The following is a 17,847-nucleotide window of genomic DNA, read 5'->3' on the forward strand; positions in this document are numbered from 1 at the left end:
TGCGACTCATGAAACGAATCGTCAGTAATTCCGTAGCTCGTCCCGTGCTGGCATGGGCCGCTATTGCCTCGTTGGCCCTCGTCGCCGGATGCAGCTCGCTGTCGAGCGCCTTGTCTTCCGACAAGGTCGACTACAAGAGCTCGAAGACCGGCCCCTCGCTCGACGTCCCGCCGGATCTGACGAACGTTCAGGCCGCTGACCGCAAGTACGTGTCGCCGGGCGGCACCGCCACGCTGTCGACCTACGAGACGCAGCAGAAGGTCGTTGCCGCCAATCCGACGGATACGGTGCTGCCGGAGGTGCCGGGCATGAAGGTCGTTCGCGACGGCAACGAGCGTTGGCTCGTGATTCAGAAGCCGGCCGGTGAACTGTGGCCGACGCTGCGCGAGTTCTGGCAGGAAAACGGCTTCGTGTTGACGATCGACTCGTCCGACACCGGTGTGATGGAAACCGACTGGGCCGAGAACCGCGCCAAGCTGAATCAGGACATCATCCGCGATCTGCTGGGCAAGGTGCTCGACGGTCTGTATTCGACCGGCGAACGCGATCGTTTCCGTACCCGCGTCGAACGTGATCCGAACGGCGGCACGGACATCTACATCACGCATCGTCGCATGGTGGAAGTGTTCACGAACTCGCAGAAGGACACGACCAAGTGGGAGCCGGCGCCGAACGATCCGGGTCTCGAAGCCATCATGCTCACGAAGCTGATGCAGCGCTTCGGCGCGCAGGCCGATCAGGCCAAGGCGCAAGTCGAAAGCGCGAAGGCGGGCGGACCGACCAGCCAGGTCGTGAAGACGGCTGATGCTTCGTACCTCGACATCAACGAGCCGTTCGACCGTGCATGGCGTCGTGTGGGCGTGGCGCTCGACCGCGGTAACTTCACCGTGGACGACCGTGACCGCGCGAAGGGTCTGTACTTTGTGAGCTATGTCGATCCGGCATCGCTGGCGAAGGACAACGGTTTCTTCTACAGCCTGTTCCATGCGAAGGAAGTGCAGGATCAGAAGAAGGCCAAGAAGTACAGCGTGAACGTGCAGGGTCGCGGCGATAGCCAGACTCGCGTGCAGGTGCTCGACGACAAGGGTAACGTCGACAACTCGCAGATCGCTCAGACGATCATCAGCGTGATCGGCAACCAGCTCCGTTAAGGCGGGGTGTGCGGTTCGCCAGTCTAGGCAGTGGCAGCGAAGGCAATGCCCTGCTGGTGGAGGCGTCGGAAGGCGCCTCCACGACACGCATTCTCCTCGATTGCGGTTTCTCGATGCGAGAGGTCGAGCGTCGCCTCACGGCACGCTCGATAGACGTGGCGTCGCTCGACGCCATCGTCATCACGCATGAACACGCCGACCACATCGGCAGTGCACTTTCCCTCACTCGCAAGTATCGAATCCCGCTCATCATGAGCTGGGGAACGGGGCAGGCCGTCAAGGTCGCCACGACACTCTCTGTCGAGGACAGCCATGCGCTCGTGCGGTGGTGTCGTTCCGACGAGCGGCTGACGGTGGGTGGCCTGGAGCTGCATCCCTACACCGTGCCCCACGACGCGCGTGAGCCTCTGCAATTCGTGTTTTCCGATGGTGCTCGCCGCTTGGGTGTGCTGACCGATGCCGGGTGTCCGACGGCGCACGTCATCGCTACGCTGGGTGGTTGCGACGCGTTGGTGCTCGAATGCAATCACGATCGCGAGATGCTGGCCAACAGCAAGTATCCCCCGTCGCTCAAGGCGCGCATTGGCGGCACCTATGGCCATCTGGCGAACGACGCTGCTGCGGAGATTCTCGGGGCAATCGACCGGGCAAAACTTCAGCGTGTGGTCTGTGCGCATTTGAGCGAGCAGAACAATACGCCTGAGCTGGCGATGGCCGCGATGACGGGTGTCATCGGCGCGGAGGCGACAGAGATCCTGGTGGCGACTCAGGTGGGCGGATTCGACTGGCTGACGTGCTAGCGAAGCGTGCGAAGTGTGCAGACGTAAAAAAGCCGGTCAGAAGACCGGCTTTTTTTGCTCAACTGCCTTGCGGCAGCGAGAGCTTACTTGCTGGCAGCAGCGTCAGCAGCCGAAGCAACGGCGTCAGCAGCAGCACCAGCAGCCGAAGCGGCCGTGTCAGCAGCAGCACCAGCAGCCGAAGCAGCCGAATCAGCAGCAGCGCCAGCAGCCGAAGCGGCGTCCGAAGCAGCCGTAGCAGCCGAAGCGGCAGCGTCAGCAGCCGGAGCAGCGGCTTCTTCCTTCTTGCCGCAGGCGGTCAGGGCGATAGCCAACAACGAAGCGACGAGGAGAGACTTCTTCATGATCACGTCCTTTTATGGTAGAAGACAAGCGAATTGAATATTAGTTACGGTAATACGCTCTTGCCAGCGCAAAGCCGATTGCGAGACATTGGCAATTGAGGATTACCCTTGGTCATGCAAGCTGCTTGGCGAGAAATTATATTGGGTTTTCCCCAAGGCGTCACGTCAATCTCGCGGATTTACCCCGCTTTTTTCCTTACGGCGCGCAACTTTCGCACGCCTTTCGCGTCGGGTCCAAGTAGCAGCCATCCCGAAGCATACCAATCGTACAGAATTTCAACGATTTCTTGGTCTTTTTGCTCGAAATTCGCACATTCTGCGGCATTCAGCTCGCGCTGGTCTGCAAGGGTTCGTAACGTAGAGCGCGCAGCGACAGGCACTTCAACTGGTTCGCCGTTGACGAAGTACCGGTTGCGTCGATACAACAATTGCGTCTTCGGCGAGAGCGTCAGACCTCGTGCAGATACTTCGTGCACGAAGCGTGACGTCGAAAGCGGCTTCTCGGGCGGATCGAAGAATACGTGCGACTTCGGTTCGCTGAGCCAGCGTCCCAGGAAATCTTCGACTTCCTTTTGTCCCCAGCGCACGCGTTCGAGCTGCGAGATGAGTGTATCGATCATCGCATCGGGCAGTGCGGCCGGATGTTTGACTGCGGGTTGCTTCGGATCCGCGTATCGACCAGCGAAATGACGCGCAAACGGCAGGTCGGCTGCGTTTTCCGCGAGGTAATACAGGAAGTTCTGAAGCATCTCCTGTTCGAGTGGCGCTCGGAATCCGATGGAGTACGTCATGCACTCGCCCTCGGCTATGCCATCGTGTGCGTAGCCCGGCGGCAAATACAGCATGTCGCCCGGCTCCAGTACCCATTCTTCTTCCGCTTCGAAGTTTTTCAGAATGCGCAGCGGTACGTCTTCCAGCCATGTCGTGTCGCGTTGCGGTCCGATGCGCCAGCGTCGCTTGCCGTGCGCTTGCAGCAGAAACACGTCGTACGAATCGAGGTGCGGGCCGACCCCGCCGCCATCGGTCGCGTAACTGATCATCACGTCGTCGAGACGCGCGTCGGGAATGAAGCGAAACTGTTGCATGAGGGCGTCGATGGCGGGCGCGTGAAGATTCACGCCCTGCACGAGAAGCGTCCATTGCTTGCGCGTGAGCGGCGGCAGATCGTCGATGTCGAACGGGCCGTGATCGAGTTGCCAGCGTTTGCGCGCATGGGTGATGAGGCGGGATTCGACATCGTCCTGCGCAGCAAGGGCGAATAGCGCCTCGCGCGAAAGCGGTGCGGAAAAGCCCGGGATCGCCTGACGGATGAGCAACGGGCGCTTGTGCCAGTAGCGCTTCATGAAAGCATCGGGAGCGAGGCCGCCGAGCAACGGCAATGGAGAGCGAGAGGTCGTCATTCGTAGGAGCCGGGGCGCTGTCATACGGCTGCGCGTATAATGCGGGCTGTTTTTCGGAGAGTTTGATGAAGATCGAAAAGAATACCGTCGTCTCGGTGACTTACAAGTTGTCGGACGCTCAGGGCAACCTGATCGAAGAAAGCGGCGCCGAGCCGATGGTCTATCTGCACGGCGGCTATGATGGCACGTTCCCCAAGATCGAGGAAGCGCTCGATGGTCAGGACGTCGGCTTTGAAACCCAACTGCAACTGGAACCGGCGGACGCCTTCGGCGACTACGATTCCGAGCTGATCAAGATCGAAGAGCGCGGCCGTTTCCCGGAACCGCTCGAAGTCGGCATGCAGTTCGAAGGCACGCCGGAAGATGGTGACGAAGAGGCCGACACGCTGATCTACACGGTGACCGACGTGGCCGACGACAAGGTCGTACTCGACGGCAACCACCCGCTCGCGGGCATGGCACTGCGCTTCGAACTGAAGGTGACTGACGTGCGTCAGGCCACCGAAGAGGAAATCGAGCACCAGCACGCGCACGGCGCATCGGGTCTCGAGATCGTCGACGAGGACGAAGACGACGCGCCCACGCTGCATTAATCGCGGTACAAGCTGAGCGTCACCCGTGACGCGAAGCCCGCGAGCAGTATGAGCAAAAGCGCCGGACAGGTGCATCGTGAAATGCGATGCGCCTGTCCGGCGTTTGCATTTTCCGCACGCGTATTTGCGTTATGCGTGGTCGGGTAAGGCGAGCGGAAGCGTGGGCCTGATCCGAATCGGCGGCGCAAACTGCCTCAATTGCCATGCGTCGTGCTGCGAGACGTGGCTTTCGGGAGCATCGCGGGGCCGATCGGCATGACGCCTTGGTTCGGATCCAGGCTGATGACGGTATTGTTCGTCAGTCCCGAGGCCGGGTAGAGCACCGCATAAGGCACGGAGGCGGGTGTTGCGGTGGGCGCGGTGGACGTTGATGCAGGTGTAGCCGACGGCGTCACATGGCCTGCGGGCGCAGGCCCGGGCACCGCAGCCGGTGCAAACACACCATTGCCTGTCGTCGCCCTTGCCGTGTCCGTCCCCGAGGCGGCACCTTGTGCTGCTGTCGCGCCGCTACTGCGCTGACTGCTGGCCGTTGGTGCGGCCGTGCTGTTCGGCGGCAGGAGTGCGCTCTCGAAGCGGAATAGCTGAGACGTCCGGGGATCGACGTGTACGCGCACCCATCGATTGCTCGTGGGGGACCCGAAGGTGCTGAGCTGCGTGAACGTCTTCACCGGTGCACCATGAGCGTCGTGCAAGGGTTGCGAGTGATGCATGGTTTTGCCGCTATCGATCAGCAGAATCGGCCCTTTGAAGCGCGCTGCCAGGCGTTGCAACTGCGTGCGGAAATCCTTGTAGCCGTCGACGCCGCGACGTCCCGCACGATCCGAGAAGATGCCACCCAGCCCGCCGCGACGCGTGGGCTCGAACTCGGGGTCGGCCTGCGCGATGACGACCATGCCGAGCGCGTCCTTCTGCTGCGCGTAGACGAGCGCGTGTTGCAGCCAGACGCGCGTCGCGATCACCCGATCCTCATACTCGCCATTCCGTCCGCCTGCCGAGCGATAGTTATTGTTGTTGCCCGGAAGATTCACGCCGACAAAAACCACGCCGCGATAAAACCACCGCACGTTCTCGTGATACTGCCGAAAGCGCGCCATGTCGCTCTGACGTGTGAGGTCGAATTGTGCGTAGCCGACAGGGCCGGGACCCAGTAGCGCGTCGTCGTCGAAGGCGTGATCGCGCAGGAAGTCGAGCCGCTCCACCGGGTTGTAGCTGCCGTCCGTTGCACGTTCGCAATCGGCCCAGTCGTTCGCGCCGGGCACGTAGATCATCGGCTTGGGAGAACTGGCCAGCAGGCTCAGACGCTGCGTGACGAGGTCGTCGCGGCACGACTCCGAAACGCTTTTGAGATTGCCTGCGTGTACGACGAACGCGGCCGGGGTGTCGCCGATGCTCGCCAGCACACTGCGCGTGACGGGCACCTCGGTGTTATTAAATGGCGTATTGCCGAGCACCGCGAACTCGAACGGAGGCGGCTTGGCCGGTGCTTTCGGTTGTGTCTTCGCCGCGGTACGGGGCGACGCCTTCGCACTGCCGGACGTCGCTGTCGCCGCCGTCGTCGATATCGGGCCAAGCGCCAGCGCCAACGTCACAAGACACGCGGCCAGCAGGCCGGTGCAGGTGTCATGCGTGACATGTGGGCGACGAAGGCTCGACATATGGGCGGGGGCGGGGGCGGCGTCAGTCGTGCGTGCGGCCGCGCATCAGGCCTCGCAGTTCATACAACAGATCGAGCGCTTCGCGCGGACGCAGATCGTCCGGATCGATTTCCGCCAGACGTGCCAGAGCCGCTTCCGATGCAGGGTCGAGGGCAGGGGCGCTGTGCGCTCCTGCGCCGTTTGCGCCCGGTGCGATGGCATCGTCGTCCGCATCCTCTCCGATAGGCTCGACGGCCGCGCGCGGCGCAAACAGATCGAGTTGCGGCGCGGCGGGGTCGAGTGCCTGCTGCTCGAGCAGCGTGAGATGCTTGCGCGCCGCGCGAATGACCGGCATCGGTACGCCCGCGAGTTGCGCCACCTGCAAGCCGTAGCTCTGGCTTGCGGGGCCGTCCTGCACGGCGTGCAGGAATACGATCCCTTCGCCATGTTCTACCGCCGACAGGTGTACGTTCGCGCATTGCGGGAACTCGTCGGGCAATTGCGTCAGTTCGAAATAGTGCGTGGCGAAGAGGGTGTAGCAACGGTTGTGGCCGAGCAGGTGACGGGCGATGGCCCATGCGAGCGCGAGACCGTCGAAGGTCGACGTGCCGCGTCCGATTTCATCCATCAGCACCAGGCTTTGATCCGTCGCCGTATGCAAGATCGCCGCCGATTCGGTCATCTCGACCATGAACGTCGAGCGGCCGCCCGCAAGATCGTCCGACGCGCCGATACGCGTGAAGATCGCGTCGAGCGGCCCGAGTCGTACGGCTTCGGCAGGCACGTAGCAGCCGACGTACGCCAGCAGCGCGATCAATGCGGTCTGGCGCATGAACGTCGACTTACCGCCCATGTTCGGGCCGGTGATCAGCAGCAACCGACGCGGATCGCCCAGCGAGCAATCGTTCGCGATGAAACGCTCGACTTGCTGCTCGACGACAGGATGACGGCCCTGACGAATGTCGACCACACGGTCCTGTACCAGTTCAGGCTTCACCCAGCCGAGCGTTTCGGCGCGCTCGGCAAGCGACGCCAGCACGTCGAGCTGCGCGAGCGCCTGCGCAATGCGCTTGAACTCAGTGATATGCGGCAGCAGCGATTGCAGCAGCGCGTCGTAGAGCATCTTCTCGCGCGCGAGCGAGCGCTCCTGTGCCGACAGCGCCTTGTCCTCGAACGTCTTCAATTCCGGCGTGATGTAGCGCTCGGCGTTCTTGAGCGTCTGGCGACGGCGATAGTCGTCCGGCACCTTGTCAGTCTGACCGCGCGTGACTTCGATATAGAAGCCGTGCACCTTGTTGAACTCGACGCGCAGATTGTTGATGCCGGTGCGCGCGCGTTCGCGCGTTTCCAGATCGACGAGGAACTGGCCGCAGTTCTCGGAAATGTCGCGCAGCTCATCGAGATCGGCGTCGTGACCGCGCGCGATGACACCGCCGTCGCGCAGCATGGCCGCAGGCTCTTCGGCGACGGCGCTCGTCAGCAGCGCGAGCGCATCGTCCGGAATCGCGAGGTCTTCGTGAAGGATCGCCAGCAGCGGCGAGCGCGCTTCGACCGCGCGCAAGGTGGTGTGCAACTCGGGCAACCTGCGCAGTGCATCGCGCAGGCTCGACAGATCGCGCGGACGCGCCGTCAGCAACGCCAGACGCGCGGTAATTCGCTCGACGTCAGCGACGTGACGCAGTTCGCTGTTGAGGGCGCGCCAGGTGCCGGGGCCTTCGAGCAGCGTTGCAATCGCCAGTTGACGCGACTGCGGCACCTGCTGATCGCGCATCGGGTGGTGCAGCCAGTGGCGCATCAGGCGGCTGCCCATCGTTGTGCCGCAGGTGTCGAGCAGCGAGAGCAGGGTGGGCGATTCGGTGCCGCGCAGCGTCTCCGTGAGCTCCAGATTACGGCGTGTGGCGGCGTCGAGGCCAATATAGGCCGCTTCTCGCTCCACGTTCAGACTTTGCACATGTCGCAGCGATTGACCTTGTGTTGCGGCTGCGTACTGCAACAACGCACCTGCTGCGCCCAGCGCGGGATCGAGACCGTCGCAACCGAACGCCGTCAGGCTCGCAACACCCAGTTGGTCACGCAGTCGTTGCGTGCCTGCTGCGGTGTCGAAATGCCAGTCGGGCACGCGCGTCGTGGTGCCGAGCGAGAAGCTGCCGAAGGCTTCGACGGCGCTGTCGGGCACCAGCGTTTCCGCCGGACGGATGCGTTCGAGTTCGCGCGGCAGTTTGTCGGCGGCCACTTCCATCAGGCGCAATTCGCCGCTGGCCAGCGACAGCCATGCCAGACCGGCCATGCGTTCGCTGGCGCGTCTCGCGGGCGGCATCTGCACGGCGAGCAGGTATTGATCGACCTTGTCGCTGAGCAGGGCGGCATCCGTGAGCGTGCCGGGGGTGACGATGCGTACGACCTTGCGCTCGACCGGCCCCTTGGAGGTGGCCGGATCGCCGATCTGTTCGCAGATGGCGACGGATTCGCCGAGCTTGACCAGCTTGCCGAGGTATTGCTCGACGGCGTGGTGCGGCACGCCAGCCATGCGGATCGGCTGACCGCCGGATTGCCCACGGGCGGTGAGCGTGAGGTCGAGCAGACGCGCGGCCTTGGCGGCGTCGTCGTGGAAGAGTTCGTAGAAATCGCCCATGCGGTAGAACACCAGCATGTTCGGATGCTCGGCCTTGATGCGCGTGTACTGCTGCATCATCGGCGTCATGGCGGGTGTTGCAGTGGCTGCGGCCGGTGCCGCGGGAGTCGCTTGGGTGCTCGTCATGAATGAATTCGGGTCGGGCAAGTCGGGTCACGACGCGCGCCGGCGGGGATTTCCGCCCGGCGCATCTCTCGGTGAGTCGGCAGGACCAATTTCGTTTGTCCTGCCGATTTGCACCATCGTGGCGCGTTGGATGCGCAATTTTACGACGGGTTCGGGTTGCGCCGTTATCCATCCTCTATCGATGTCACGCATCGGCGCCGATGAGGATGTCGCGCGTAGGCGTCAATCCGGCGTCGAATATTTCTCAAGTTTCCCGAAAATGTGCCGTTTCGGGTGGTAATCTCTCGCAAAAATAAGCGAAAGCAAGACAAAAGCTACTCTCGTACGGGCCAGCATGGTGAAGTCGTTGAAGGGACGGGTCGCAGCGGCGACAGCACTCGTCTCGATGATATTGATCGTCGGATTGGCCGTCGGGATCGAGTTTTTCGTCTATGGAGAGTTACGAAGCTCGATGCAGGCGCAGCTCGACACGCACGTCAAGCTCGCGGCCGATCAGCTCGACGACAAGCTGCGCGCCAAGTTCATCGAACTGCACCGCATGGCGCGCAATATCGGCGACCCCGCCACCATGACGCCCGCGCAGTTCGAGACCTTCGTGGGTCTCTCGGTGTCGATGCCTGAGACGTTCAATACGATCTTCGTTGCCGCGCCCGACGGTCATCTGTTCTACGACTCCACCTTCGCCGCGACCCCCATCAATATCGCCGACCGCGACTATTTCCGGCAGCTGCTGGCGGGCGCGCCGCAATCGGCGTCCAGCGTGATTGCGGGCAAGATCACCGCCTCACCGGGTATTGTTCTCGCGGTGCCGGTGACGAACGCACAGGGCAAGGTGATCGCCGTCGTCGGCGGCGCAGTCAATCTGTTGCGCCAGAACTTCATCGTCGATCTCGCCAGCAACCGTGTCGGCGAGACAGGGCGCTATTGCCTGATCACGAACGAGAATCCGCCACGCTACGTCATTCAGGCGGACGTCACGAAGATTCTTACGCCCGTCGGCCCGGTGCAGACGATGTGCGGCGTGCGCGACCCCGGCTCGAACGACATCGTCCACATGCATCCGCTGGTGGCGCGTGCCCCGATGACGACAACCGGCTGGAACGTGGTGGCGGTGCTGCCCGGTGCGGAGGCATTCGATCCGATTTCTCGCGTTCGGCGTCAGGTGGTGTTGCTGGCCATCGCCGCGATCGGCCTCGCGGCGCTCGTGATGTGGTGGGTGGCGCGGCGCTTGCTGCGTCCCCTCGATACGTTGCGCGAGCTGGTCGAGCGTAGCGCCGGCGACATGCGCGCGGTGCAATCGCTGCCTGTGCAGCGTGCCGACGAAATCGGCGCGCTCGCGAACACGTTCCGCACCATGATGGAGCAACTGAGCGAACGCACGGAAGCGCTTGAGATCTCGCGTGAAGCGGCGCGCGCGAACGTGCGCCGGATGCAGGAGGTGGCGGACCGCGTGCCGTATCTCGTCGCGTTTCTGGATGGCGACGAACGGTTTGCCTTCGTGAACCGCGCATGCGAGGTGCGGCTGCGGCGTTCGCGAGACCGCATTCTTGGCGTGACGGCGCGCGAGTTGCTCGGGCCGTCGCTGTATCGCGAGTTCGCGCCACATCTCGCGCGCGCCTTCGCTGGCGAGGTGGCCACGTTTGTCTGGGACTTCGGTGAGGACTCGGCCTATCGATGCTTCGAAGTGAGCTATCAGCCGGAGTGGGCGACGCATAACGTGCTTGCCGGTGTTCATGTGTTCGTGCGTGATATCACCGTCGAGCGCTCGAACGAGCGGCGTTGGCGTCGCGAGTCGCATACGGACCATCTGACGGGCCTGCTCAATCGCAAGGGCTTCGATCAGGCGTTGTCGGGGGCGGTGCGTCGCGCACGCGAAGGGGCGGGCGCACAGGCGCTGCTATTCGTCGATCTGGATCGCTTCAAGCTGGTCAACGATACCTGGGGTCATTCGCTGGGCGACGAGTTGCTTCGGCGTCTCGCCAAGCGATTGCTCGCGAGCGTGCGCGAGGGGGATGTGATTGCCCGCTTCGGGGGCGACGAATTCGCCGTGATCATGCGCGACGTGCAGGACTTGCTCGACGTCGAGCGCGCGGCGATGGCCATTCTCGACGCAGCGTCGCGTCCGATGATGCTCTCGGTCGGCGAGGTGTCAGTGGGCGCTTGCGTCGGCGTGGCGATGGTCGCGCGCAACGAGGACAAGACACCCGTCATGCTGTTCGAAGCGGCCGATCGGGCCCTCTACGAAGCGAAGCACGGCGGTCGGGGGCGGTTCGTCCTCAGCCACGGCAACGCCGAACGCGCGCCATAAGCCGGTGCCATAGGCCGGTGCCATAGGTCGGCGCCTGGGTGGGGGCTGTAAGCGGGCGCTCACTGGGGGTGGCGCGTCGTTGCGTCGACCGTTTCCTTGCGTTAGGCGCAGGCAATCGAAACTGCGTCAGCGATCATCTTCCCTGAAGTTACGAGCGTCGATTGTCTGACGCACAATGAGCGACGCCCGTCGTCGGCGATGTGCTCGGTGGTTGTTCGCGCCGCCGCTGTCGGTCGGGTGTGAGGATGTCTTCAGGAGGTTTCGAAAGTCTTCGAAAATCTTCGTCAAAGGAGGCGAGCATGAAATTGGAAAGCGGACGAGGCCGTGCAGTCACGCGGGCGGCTTCCGACGCAGGGTGGCGCGACGCCGGCCGGACAGGCAAGGCGACTGGTGAGGGTGCGCGCCATGATCCGCCGCGGGCCTTGCATCGTAGACCACGAACGCGTTCGGAGTCCGACGCGCGGGACAACGATGCGAGACATTGCAGTCTGTCGGTTCGTGAAAACGAAGTGTTTCATATGCTGGTCGACGGCCTGGCCGTCAACGAGGTCGCCCACGCGCTGCATCTGAGCGAGCGGACGGTCGCATCACACGTCGCCCATATTCTGGATAAGCTCGCGCTCGGCGACAGCGCGGAATTGATCGGCTACGCCATCCGGCACGGTCTGATCGATGAGGGGGGCGAGGGCGTCGCCTGAGGCGTATTCGGTGCGAAGCAGGTCCTCACACGGCAAGTCAACCCGGCGCGTCGCGAACGGTCGTCATGAGCGTTGCGGCGCGCCCGTCAAATCGATGTCTGCGAAGTACTTCCCTTAGACCTTCCTTACGCTTTCGTTCCGCTTACGTTGGGCTCGCACCGCCTTCCGTTCGTTCGACATTACCTCCCACGTCCCGATTAATTCGGAATCCCTTTGCCGATACGCTGCGCGTGCATTCGCGGCCGACGCGATTGTGCAGTCGGTGATATGGTGCAGGCTCAACAAAATTTTCACGGAGGGTGCGTGTCATGACGGACGAGCCGCGCGCGAAGCGTCGGTCCGAATGTCTGCGCGTCACCGTCGACATCCCAACAAGAAGGGGGCGGCGCTTTGCTTGCGTGGCGAGACCGCTCCAGAAATCGAGGACAGACACGATGAAGGCCATCGAGATCACCCAGTACGGCGCACCGGAAGTGCTCAAGCTCACCGAGCGTGCTCGCCCCGAACTCAAGCCGGGTGAGGTGCTCATCAAGGTGAGCGCCTCGGGCGTAAACCGCCCGGACGTGCTTCAGCGCATCGGTCAGTACCCGGTGCCGCCGGGCGCATCCGACCTGCCGGGGCTGGAAGTGGCGGGCGAAATCGTAGAAGGCGCGCAAGGTGTGCTGGATGGCGCGGACAACCGCTGGGGCCTGAAGATCGGTTCGCGGGTGTGTGCGCTGGTACAGGGCGGTGGTTACGCCGAGTACTGCACCGCGCCGCTGGCGCAGGTGCTGCCGGTGCCCGATGGGTTGTCGGATGTCGAGGCGGCGTCGTTGCCCGAGACGTTCTTCACGGTCTGGAGCAATGTGTTCGATCGTGCGCGTCTTGGCGAGACCGAAGCCGGTGAGAAGGAAACGCTGCTGGTGCAGGGTGGGACGAGCGGGATCGGCGTGACGGCGATTCAACTGGCCGTCGCTCTCGGCCATCGCGTGTTCGCCACCGCAGGCTCCGAAGACAAGGCGCGAGCCTGCGAGACATTGGGTGCCGAGCGCGGCATCAATTACAAGACGGAAGACTTTGTCGCCGTGACGAAGGAGCTCACCAAGGACCGCGGCGTGGACGTCGTCCTCGATATGGTGGGCGGCGATTATCTGCCGCGCGAAGTGCAGGCGCTGGCCTTTGACGGACGTATCGCCATCATCGCGCTGCTGGGCGGCAGCAAGGCGACGCTGGATATGGGTGCGCTGCTGCGTCGCCGTCTCACCGTGACGGGCTCGACGCTGCGTCCGCGCTCGGTGGCCTTCAAGGCGGCCATTGCGAAGAACCTGCACGACAAGGTCTGGCCGCTGCTCGCTGCAGGCAAGATTCGTCCCGTGATTTATCAGACGTTTCCGGCCGATCAGGCGGACAAGGCCCATGCTTTGATGGAAACGAGCACGCACGTCGGCAAGATCGTGCTGACCTGGTAAGCGCGTTCTGCCCGATTCGCCAGGTCCAATGCTGTGAATCCGCGTGAATGTCCCATTTCATGCGGTTTCACACGTTGGAAAACCGGCGAAATTGACCCCTATGCCCCGGACGCACTAGAATGAGAGGTTTTTCGTCTATACGCATTGGGGGATAAGGCGTGACAACTGGTACCGCAGCTTCGGCTCGCACCATCAGCCGTAAGGCTGGCAAGCTCGTCGTGGGCAATTGGAAACTGCACGGCAGTCTGGCCGGCAATGAGGCGCTGTTGGGCGACCTGCTGGCTTCGCCTGTGCTGAGCGCACCGGGCGTGACCGCGGCGGTTTGTGTGCCGTTCCCCTATCTCGCACAATGCCAGACCCGTCTCTCGGGGCAGGTGCTGGGCTTCGGCGCGCAGGACGTATCGGCGCAAGTGAACGGCGCGTTCACCGGCGAAGTCGCCGCGCAGATGATCGCCGAATTCGGCGCGAAGTTCGTGATCGTCGGTCACTCGGAGCGTCGTGCGTATCACGGCGAGACGGATGCGAGCGTGGCGGCCAAGACGCTGCGCGTGCTCGATGCCGGTATGACGCCGATCGTGTGCATTGGCGAAACGCTGGCCGAGCGCGAAGCCGGTGAGACGACGGCAGTCGTCACGCGTCAGCTCGAAACGGTGCTCGCGGCACTGACGGTCGAGCAAGCTACGCAGATCGTCGTTGCCTACGAACCGGTCTGGGCGATCGGCACGGGCAAGACAGCGACGTCGGCGCAAGCGCAGGAAGTGCATGCGCATCTGCGTTCGCTGTTGCGTGCGAAGGGTGAGGCGGTTGTGGATGTGGCGGTGTTGTATGGCGGCAGTGTGAAGCCGGACAACGCGGCCGAACTGTTCTCGATGGCGGACGTCGATGGCGGTCTGATCGGCGGCGCGGCATTGAAGGCAGCAGATTTTCTGGCGATTTGCGAGGCAGGTCTGTCGCGCTGATGCCAATACCGTTTGTTGTAACGGTATGAAATAGTCATGACGCAGTGCACCAATTTCGCTGCGAATCGGATGAATTGGATTCTTCTATACGGGTGTTGAGATGGGGTTGTTGAAAACGTTGTTGATCGTGGTGCAGGTGCTTTCCGCGCTGGGCATCATCGGTCTGGTGTTGTTGCAGCATGGCAAGGGCGCCGACATGGGCGCGGCATTCGGCAGCGGTTCGTCGGGTAGTCTTTTCGGCGCATCGGGCTCGGCCAACTTCCTGTCGCGCACCACGGCTGCACTGGCTGCCGTGTTCTTCGTGACCACGCTGGGCCTGACTTATATGGGTTCGTACAAGCCGGCATCAAACATCGGTGTCCTTGGTAATTTGCCTGCGGCGACTGCGCCGACAACGGCTTCCGCACCCGCTGCAGCAAGTGCTCCGGCACCCGCTTCGGCTGCGAATCCGCAAGACGTGCCGAAGTAATTCGCATTGCGTTTGTGACAAGTAATACGTTGTAAAGAAAGTTGAAAAAAAATCGATTTGTGCATTGAACAAAATGCCGAAGGGCGCTAATATAGCGGTCTTGAAGCGATTCGTAAGTGACAGCGGATTGCAGACTATGAATGCCGACGTGGTGAAATTGGTAGACACGCTATCTTGAGGGGGTAGTGGCGAAAGCTGTGCGAGTTCGAGTCTCGCCGTCGGCACCACAGTTCTACGATGCCAGCCTTGCGTTTATGCTTTGGCTGGCATTTTATTTTGTGCTCACCGTTCATCCGCTTTCCGGTCCCCACACCATCGACGAGAGCGGTTCTTTGAACTAACCGAAAGAGGGTAGAGTTGAACCTCGGAACCTATTATCCCGTCCTGCTGTTTATTCTGGTAGGTGGCGGTCTTGGGGCGGTACTGATTGGCGTCGGTAAATTCCTCGGCCCCAACAATCCCGACAGCGAAAAACTCTCTCCGTACGAGTGCGGCTTCGAGGCATTCGAAGACGCGCGCATGAAGTTCGATGTGCGCTACTATCTCGTCGCCATCCTTTTCATCCTGTTCGATCTCGAAACGGCATTTCTGTTTCCGTGGGGCGTCGCCCTGCGCGATATCGGCTGGGTGGGCTTTATCTCCATGATGGGTTTCCTGCTTGAACTGCTGGTCGGTTTCGTTTTCCTGTGGAAGCGCGGTGCGCTCGACTGGGAATAAGACCGTCAACGTAACTGGCAGCATTGCAGAAGGATTCAGGGTAAGCATATGAGCATCGAAGGGGTTTTGCGCGAAGGGTTCGTCACCACCACGGCTGACAAACTCATCAACTGGACGCGTACAGGTTCGCTTTGGCCGATGACGTTCGGCCTCGCGTGCTGTGCCGTTGAAATGATGCACGCCGGCGCGGCGCGTTACGATCTGGACCGGTTTGGCGTGGTGTTCCGCCCCAGCCCGCGTCAGTCGGACGTGATGATCGTGGCCGGTACGCTGTGCAACAAGATGGCGCCTGCGCTGCGCAAGGTCTACGACCAGATGGCCGAGCCGCGTTGGGTGATCTCGATGGGGTCGTGCGCCAACGGCGGCGGCTACTATCACTATTCCTACTCGGTGGTGCGCGGTTGCGATCGCATCGTGCCGGTCGACGTCTACGTGCCGGGCTGTCCGCCGACGGCCGAGGCGCTGGTCTACGGCATCATCCAGTTGCAGTCGAAGATCAAGCGGACTGCGACGATCGCGCGTAAATAACCGCTACCGCCCATGTCTACACTAGAAAAACTCAAGACCACCCTGCAAAACGTGCTTGGCCCCCGGGCCGAGCAGTTGGTGGAAGCCCTCGACGAGCTCACGCTCACCGTCAAGGCTAGCGACTATCTCGAAGTGGCGCGTACGCTGCGCGATCATCCCGAGCTGAAGTTCGAGCAACTGATGGACGTTGCCGGTCTCGACTATTCGGCTTACGGCGATGGCGCTTATGACGGTCCGCGTTACGCCGCCGTGTCGCATCTGCTCTCGCTCACCCACAACTGGCGTCTGCGTGTGCGCGTGTTCGCACCGGAAGACGATCTGCCGGTCGTGGCATCGCTGATCGATCTGTGGAGCTCGGCCGACTGGTTCGAGCGCGAAGCATTCGATCTGGTCGGTATCGTGTTCGAAGGTCACCCGGACCTGCGCCGTATTCTCACGGATTACGGTTTCATCGGTCACCCGTTCCGCAAGGACTTCCCGACGTCGGGTTATGTCGAGATGCGTTACGACCCGGAGCAGAAGCGAGTGATCTATCAGCCGGTGACGATCGAGCCGCGCGAAATTACGCCGCGCATCATCCGCGAAGAGCATTACGCCGGTCTGAAACATTAAGGTGGCCTTGTGGCAGACATCAAGAACTACACCCTGAACTTCGGTCCGCAGCACCCGGCAGCGCACGGCGTGCTGCGCCTGGTGCTCGAGCTGGACGGCGAAGTCATCCAGCGTGCCGATCCGCACATCGGCCTGTTGCACCGCGCGACCGAAAAACTCGCCGAATCGAAGACGTTCCTGCAATCCGTGCCGTACATGGATCGTCTCGATTATGTGTCGATGATGTGCAATGAGCACGCATACGTCATGGCGATCGAAAAGCTGCTCGGCGTCGACGTGCCGATTCGCGCACAATACATCCGTGTGATGTTCGACGAGATCACGCGCGTGCTGAACCACCTGATGTGGATCGGCTCGCACGCCCTCGACGTGGGCGCGATGGCCGTGTTCCTGTACGCCTTCCGTGAACGCGAAGATCTGTTCGACGTGTACGAAGCCGTCTCGGGTGCACGTATGCACGCGGCCTACTACCGTCCGGGCGGCGTGTATCGCGACCTGCCGGACACGATGCCGAAATATCGTGCGTCGAAGATGCACAACGAGCGCGCGATCAAGAAGATGAACGAAGCACGCGAAGGCTCGCTGCTCGACTTCATCGAAGATTTCGCCATCCGTTTCCCGAAGTGTGTCGACGAGTACGAAACGCTGCTCACCGACAACCGTATCTGGAAGCAGCGTCTGGTGGGTATCGGCGTGGTGTCGCCTGAGCGCGCGATGCAGCTCGGCTTCTCCGGCGCGATGCTGCGCGGTTCGGGCATTGCCTGGGACTTGCGCAAGAAGCAGCCGTACGAAGTGTACGACCGCCTCGATTTCGAAATTCCGGTGGGTAAGGAAGGCGATTGCTACGACCGTTATCTGGTGCGCGTGGAAGAAATGCGCCAGTCGGCCAGCCTGATTCGCCAGTGCGTGAAGTGGCTGCGTGAAAATCCGGGTCCGGTGATCACCGACAACCACAAGGTGGCTCCGCCGTCGCGCGTCGAAATGAAGTCGAACATGGAAGAGCTGATTCACCACTTCAAGCTCTTCACGGAAGGTTTCCACGTGCCCGCTGGCGAGACGTATGCCGCTGTCGAGCACCCGAAGGGCGAGTTCGGTATCTATCTGGTGTCGGACGGTGCCAACAAGCCGTATCGCCTGAAGATTCGTGCGCCGGGCTTTGCCCACCTTTCGGCGCTCAACGAGATGGCGAAGGGTCACATGATTGCCGATGCTGTGGCGATCATCGGTACCCAGGATATCGTGTTCGGCGAGATCGATCGCTAAGTGCGCAGCGGGCGCCTTGTGCGTTTCGCGAGTTTTTTTCGGCGGGGTTTCGCAGGTCGATACCGTTGCCGTTCCAGTAGCCGTGCCAGTAGTGCGTGGGCAGTCGACAAAATCGGCGCGCCCGCGCTGGCACGAGCGGGGATAACGTTTTAGAGAACAGTCGGATCG

16 protein-coding genes and 1 tRNA gene are annotated in these 17,847 nt (G+C 62.2%); 13 read left to right on the top strand and 4 right to left on the bottom strand.

Features of this window, described 5'->3' with window-relative positions:
• The first annotated feature begins 8 nt into the window (after positions 1 to 8).
• Together bamC and PCO31010_RS14125 are read left to right on the top strand one after the other, a co-directional pair.
• A complete protein-coding gene (gene bamC, locus PCO31010_RS14120) occupies positions 9 to 1,151 on the top strand; it encodes an outer membrane protein assembly factor BamC (RefSeq protein WP_150664822.1) in 1,143 nt (380 codons plus the stop codon).
• Between the two features lie 8 nt (positions 1,152 to 1,159).
• Entirely contained in the window at positions 1,160 to 1,951 is a 792-nt protein-coding gene (locus PCO31010_RS14125) for an MBL fold metallo-hydrolase (RefSeq protein ID WP_150664823.1), read from the top strand.
• A gap of 83 nt (positions 1,952 to 2,034) precedes the next feature.
• Here the strand turns inward: PCO31010_RS14125 and PCO31010_RS26655 are convergent, their stop codons facing one another.
• Together PCO31010_RS26655 and PCO31010_RS14135 are read right to left on the bottom strand one after the other, a co-directional pair.
• On the bottom strand, positions 2,035 to 2,292 hold the full coding sequence (locus tag PCO31010_RS26655; RefSeq protein ID WP_072617452.1) for a hypothetical protein: 258 nt from the start codon (positions 2,290 to 2,292) through the stop codon (positions 2,035 to 2,037).
• 179 nt (positions 2,293 to 2,471) lie between these two features.
• Positions 2,472 to 3,692, bottom strand: coding sequence for a ribosomal protein uL16 3-hydroxylase (locus tag PCO31010_RS14135; protein ID WP_246184608.1), 1,221 nt, complete (start codon positions 3,690 to 3,692; stop codon positions 2,472 to 2,474).
• A gap of 65 nt (positions 3,693 to 3,757) precedes the next feature.
• Between PCO31010_RS14135 and PCO31010_RS14140 the strand changes: the two genes are divergently transcribed.
• Positions 3,758 to 4,285, top strand: a complete 528-nt coding sequence (locus PCO31010_RS14140; RefSeq protein ID WP_150664825.1) for an FKBP-type peptidyl-prolyl cis-trans isomerase — start codon at positions 3,758 to 3,760, stop codon at positions 4,283 to 4,285.
• Between the two features lie 194 nt (positions 4,286 to 4,479).
• On the opposite strand, the gene PCO31010_RS14145 is transcribed toward PCO31010_RS14140, so the two are convergent.
• Both PCO31010_RS14145 and mutS read right to left on the bottom strand, forming a co-directional pair.
• A complete protein-coding gene (locus PCO31010_RS14145) occupies positions 4,480 to 5,940 on the bottom strand; it encodes a RodZ family helix-turn-helix domain-containing protein (RefSeq protein ID WP_150664826.1) in 1,461 nt (486 codons plus the stop codon).
• A 22-nt stretch (positions 5,941 to 5,962) separates the two neighbouring features.
• Positions 5,963 to 8,677, bottom strand: coding sequence for a DNA mismatch repair protein MutS (gene mutS / locus PCO31010_RS14150; protein WP_246184609.1), 2,715 nt, complete (start codon positions 8,675 to 8,677; stop codon positions 5,963 to 5,965).
• Positions 8,678 to 9,011: 334 nt separating this feature from the next.
• On the opposite strand from mutS, the gene PCO31010_RS14155 reads away from it, so the two are divergent.
• From PCO31010_RS14155 to PCO31010_RS14200, 10 genes are all read left to right on the top strand, one after another.
• The gene (locus tag PCO31010_RS14155; RefSeq protein ID WP_150664827.1) at positions 9,012 to 10,985 is read left to right on the top strand and encodes a sensor domain-containing diguanylate cyclase; all 1,974 of its coding nucleotides are present in this window, start codon (positions 9,012 to 9,014) and stop codon (positions 10,983 to 10,985) included.
• A gap of 299 nt (positions 10,986 to 11,284) precedes the next feature.
• The gene (locus PCO31010_RS14160; RefSeq protein WP_174984739.1) at positions 11,285 to 11,683 is read left to right on the top strand and encodes a LuxR C-terminal-related transcriptional regulator; all 399 of its coding nucleotides are present in this window, start codon (positions 11,285 to 11,287) and stop codon (positions 11,681 to 11,683) included.
• A gap of 434 nt (positions 11,684 to 12,117) precedes the next feature.
• Positions 12,118 to 13,131, top strand: coding sequence for an NAD(P)H-quinone oxidoreductase (locus PCO31010_RS14165; protein WP_150664829.1), 1,014 nt, complete (start codon positions 12,118 to 12,120; stop codon positions 13,129 to 13,131).
• A 191-nt stretch (positions 13,132 to 13,322) separates the two neighbouring features.
• A complete protein-coding gene (gene tpiA, locus PCO31010_RS14170) occupies positions 13,323 to 14,090 on the top strand; it encodes a triose-phosphate isomerase (protein WP_150660734.1) in 768 nt (255 codons plus the stop codon).
• 100 nt (positions 14,091 to 14,190) lie between these two features.
• The gene (gene secG / locus PCO31010_RS14175; protein ID WP_150664830.1) at positions 14,191 to 14,559 is read left to right on the top strand and encodes a preprotein translocase subunit SecG; all 369 of its coding nucleotides are present in this window, start codon (positions 14,191 to 14,193) and stop codon (positions 14,557 to 14,559) included.
• 142 nt (positions 14,560 to 14,701) lie between these two features.
• Positions 14,702 to 14,786: transfer RNA gene (locus PCO31010_RS14180), tRNA-Leu, on the top strand.
• 130 nt (positions 14,787 to 14,916) lie between these two features.
• Complete coding sequence (locus PCO31010_RS14185; protein WP_150576756.1) at positions 14,917 to 15,276, top strand: NADH-quinone oxidoreductase subunit A; 360 nt, start codon at positions 14,917 to 14,919, stop codon at positions 15,274 to 15,276.
• Between the two features lie 48 nt (positions 15,277 to 15,324).
• On the top strand, positions 15,325 to 15,804 hold the full coding sequence (locus PCO31010_RS14190) for a NuoB/complex I 20 kDa subunit family protein (protein ID WP_010807413.1): 480 nt from the start codon (positions 15,325 to 15,327) through the stop codon (positions 15,802 to 15,804).
• A 12-nt stretch (positions 15,805 to 15,816) separates the two neighbouring features.
• Entirely contained in the window at positions 15,817 to 16,416 is a 600-nt protein-coding gene (locus tag PCO31010_RS14195) for an NADH-quinone oxidoreductase subunit C (protein WP_150576757.1), read from the top strand.
• 9 nt (positions 16,417 to 16,425) lie between these two features.
• Entirely contained in the window at positions 16,426 to 17,679 is a 1,254-nt protein-coding gene (locus tag PCO31010_RS14200) for an NADH-quinone oxidoreductase subunit D (RefSeq protein ID WP_150664831.1), read from the top strand.
• Positions 17,680 to 17,847: the final 168 nt, after the last annotated feature.

Origin of the sequence: Pandoraea commovens (assembly GCF_902459615.1) — a bacterium.
In the GTDB taxonomy this organism is placed as follows: Bacteria; Pseudomonadota; Gammaproteobacteria; order Burkholderiales; family Burkholderiaceae; genus Pandoraea; species Pandoraea commovens.

What these genes read in the sequence shown, in the direction of transcription:
- bamC (WP_150664822.1), top strand. Translation starts at nt 9, where the DNA reads ATGAAACGAATCGTCAGTAATTCCGTAGCTCGTCCCGTGCTGGCATGG.
- PCO31010_RS26655 (WP_072617452.1), bottom strand. Translation starts at nt 2,292, where the DNA reads ATGAAGAAGTCTCTCCTCGTCGCTTCGTTGTTGGCTATCGCCCTGACC.
- PCO31010_RS14135 (WP_246184608.1), bottom strand. Translation starts at nt 3,692, where the DNA reads ATGACGACCTCTCGCTCTCCATTGCCGTTGCTCGGCGGCCTCGCTCCC.
- PCO31010_RS14140 (WP_150664825.1), top strand. Translation starts at nt 3,758, where the DNA reads ATGAAGATCGAAAAGAATACCGTCGTCTCGGTGACTTACAAGTTGTCG.
- PCO31010_RS14145 (WP_150664826.1), bottom strand. Translation starts at nt 5,940, where the DNA reads ATGTCGAGCCTTCGTCGCCCACATGTCACGCATGACACCTGCACCGGC.
- mutS (WP_246184609.1), bottom strand. Translation starts at nt 8,677, where the DNA reads ATGACGAGCACCCAAGCGACTCCCGCGGCACCGGCCGCAGCCACTGCA.
- PCO31010_RS14155 (WP_150664827.1), top strand. Translation starts at nt 9,012, where the DNA reads ATGGTGAAGTCGTTGAAGGGACGGGTCGCAGCGGCGACAGCACTCGTC.
- PCO31010_RS14160 (WP_174984739.1), top strand. Translation starts at nt 11,285, where the DNA reads ATGAAATTGGAAAGCGGACGAGGCCGTGCAGTCACGCGGGCGGCTTCC.
- PCO31010_RS14165 (WP_150664829.1), top strand. Translation starts at nt 12,118, where the DNA reads ATGAAGGCCATCGAGATCACCCAGTACGGCGCACCGGAAGTGCTCAAG.
- secG (WP_150664830.1), top strand. Translation starts at nt 14,191, where the DNA reads ATGGGGTTGTTGAAAACGTTGTTGATCGTGGTGCAGGTGCTTTCCGCG.
- PCO31010_RS14190 (WP_010807413.1), top strand. Translation starts at nt 15,325, where the DNA reads ATGAGCATCGAAGGGGTTTTGCGCGAAGGGTTCGTCACCACCACGGCT.
- PCO31010_RS14195 (WP_150576757.1), top strand. Translation starts at nt 15,817, where the DNA reads ATGTCTACACTAGAAAAACTCAAGACCACCCTGCAAAACGTGCTTGGC.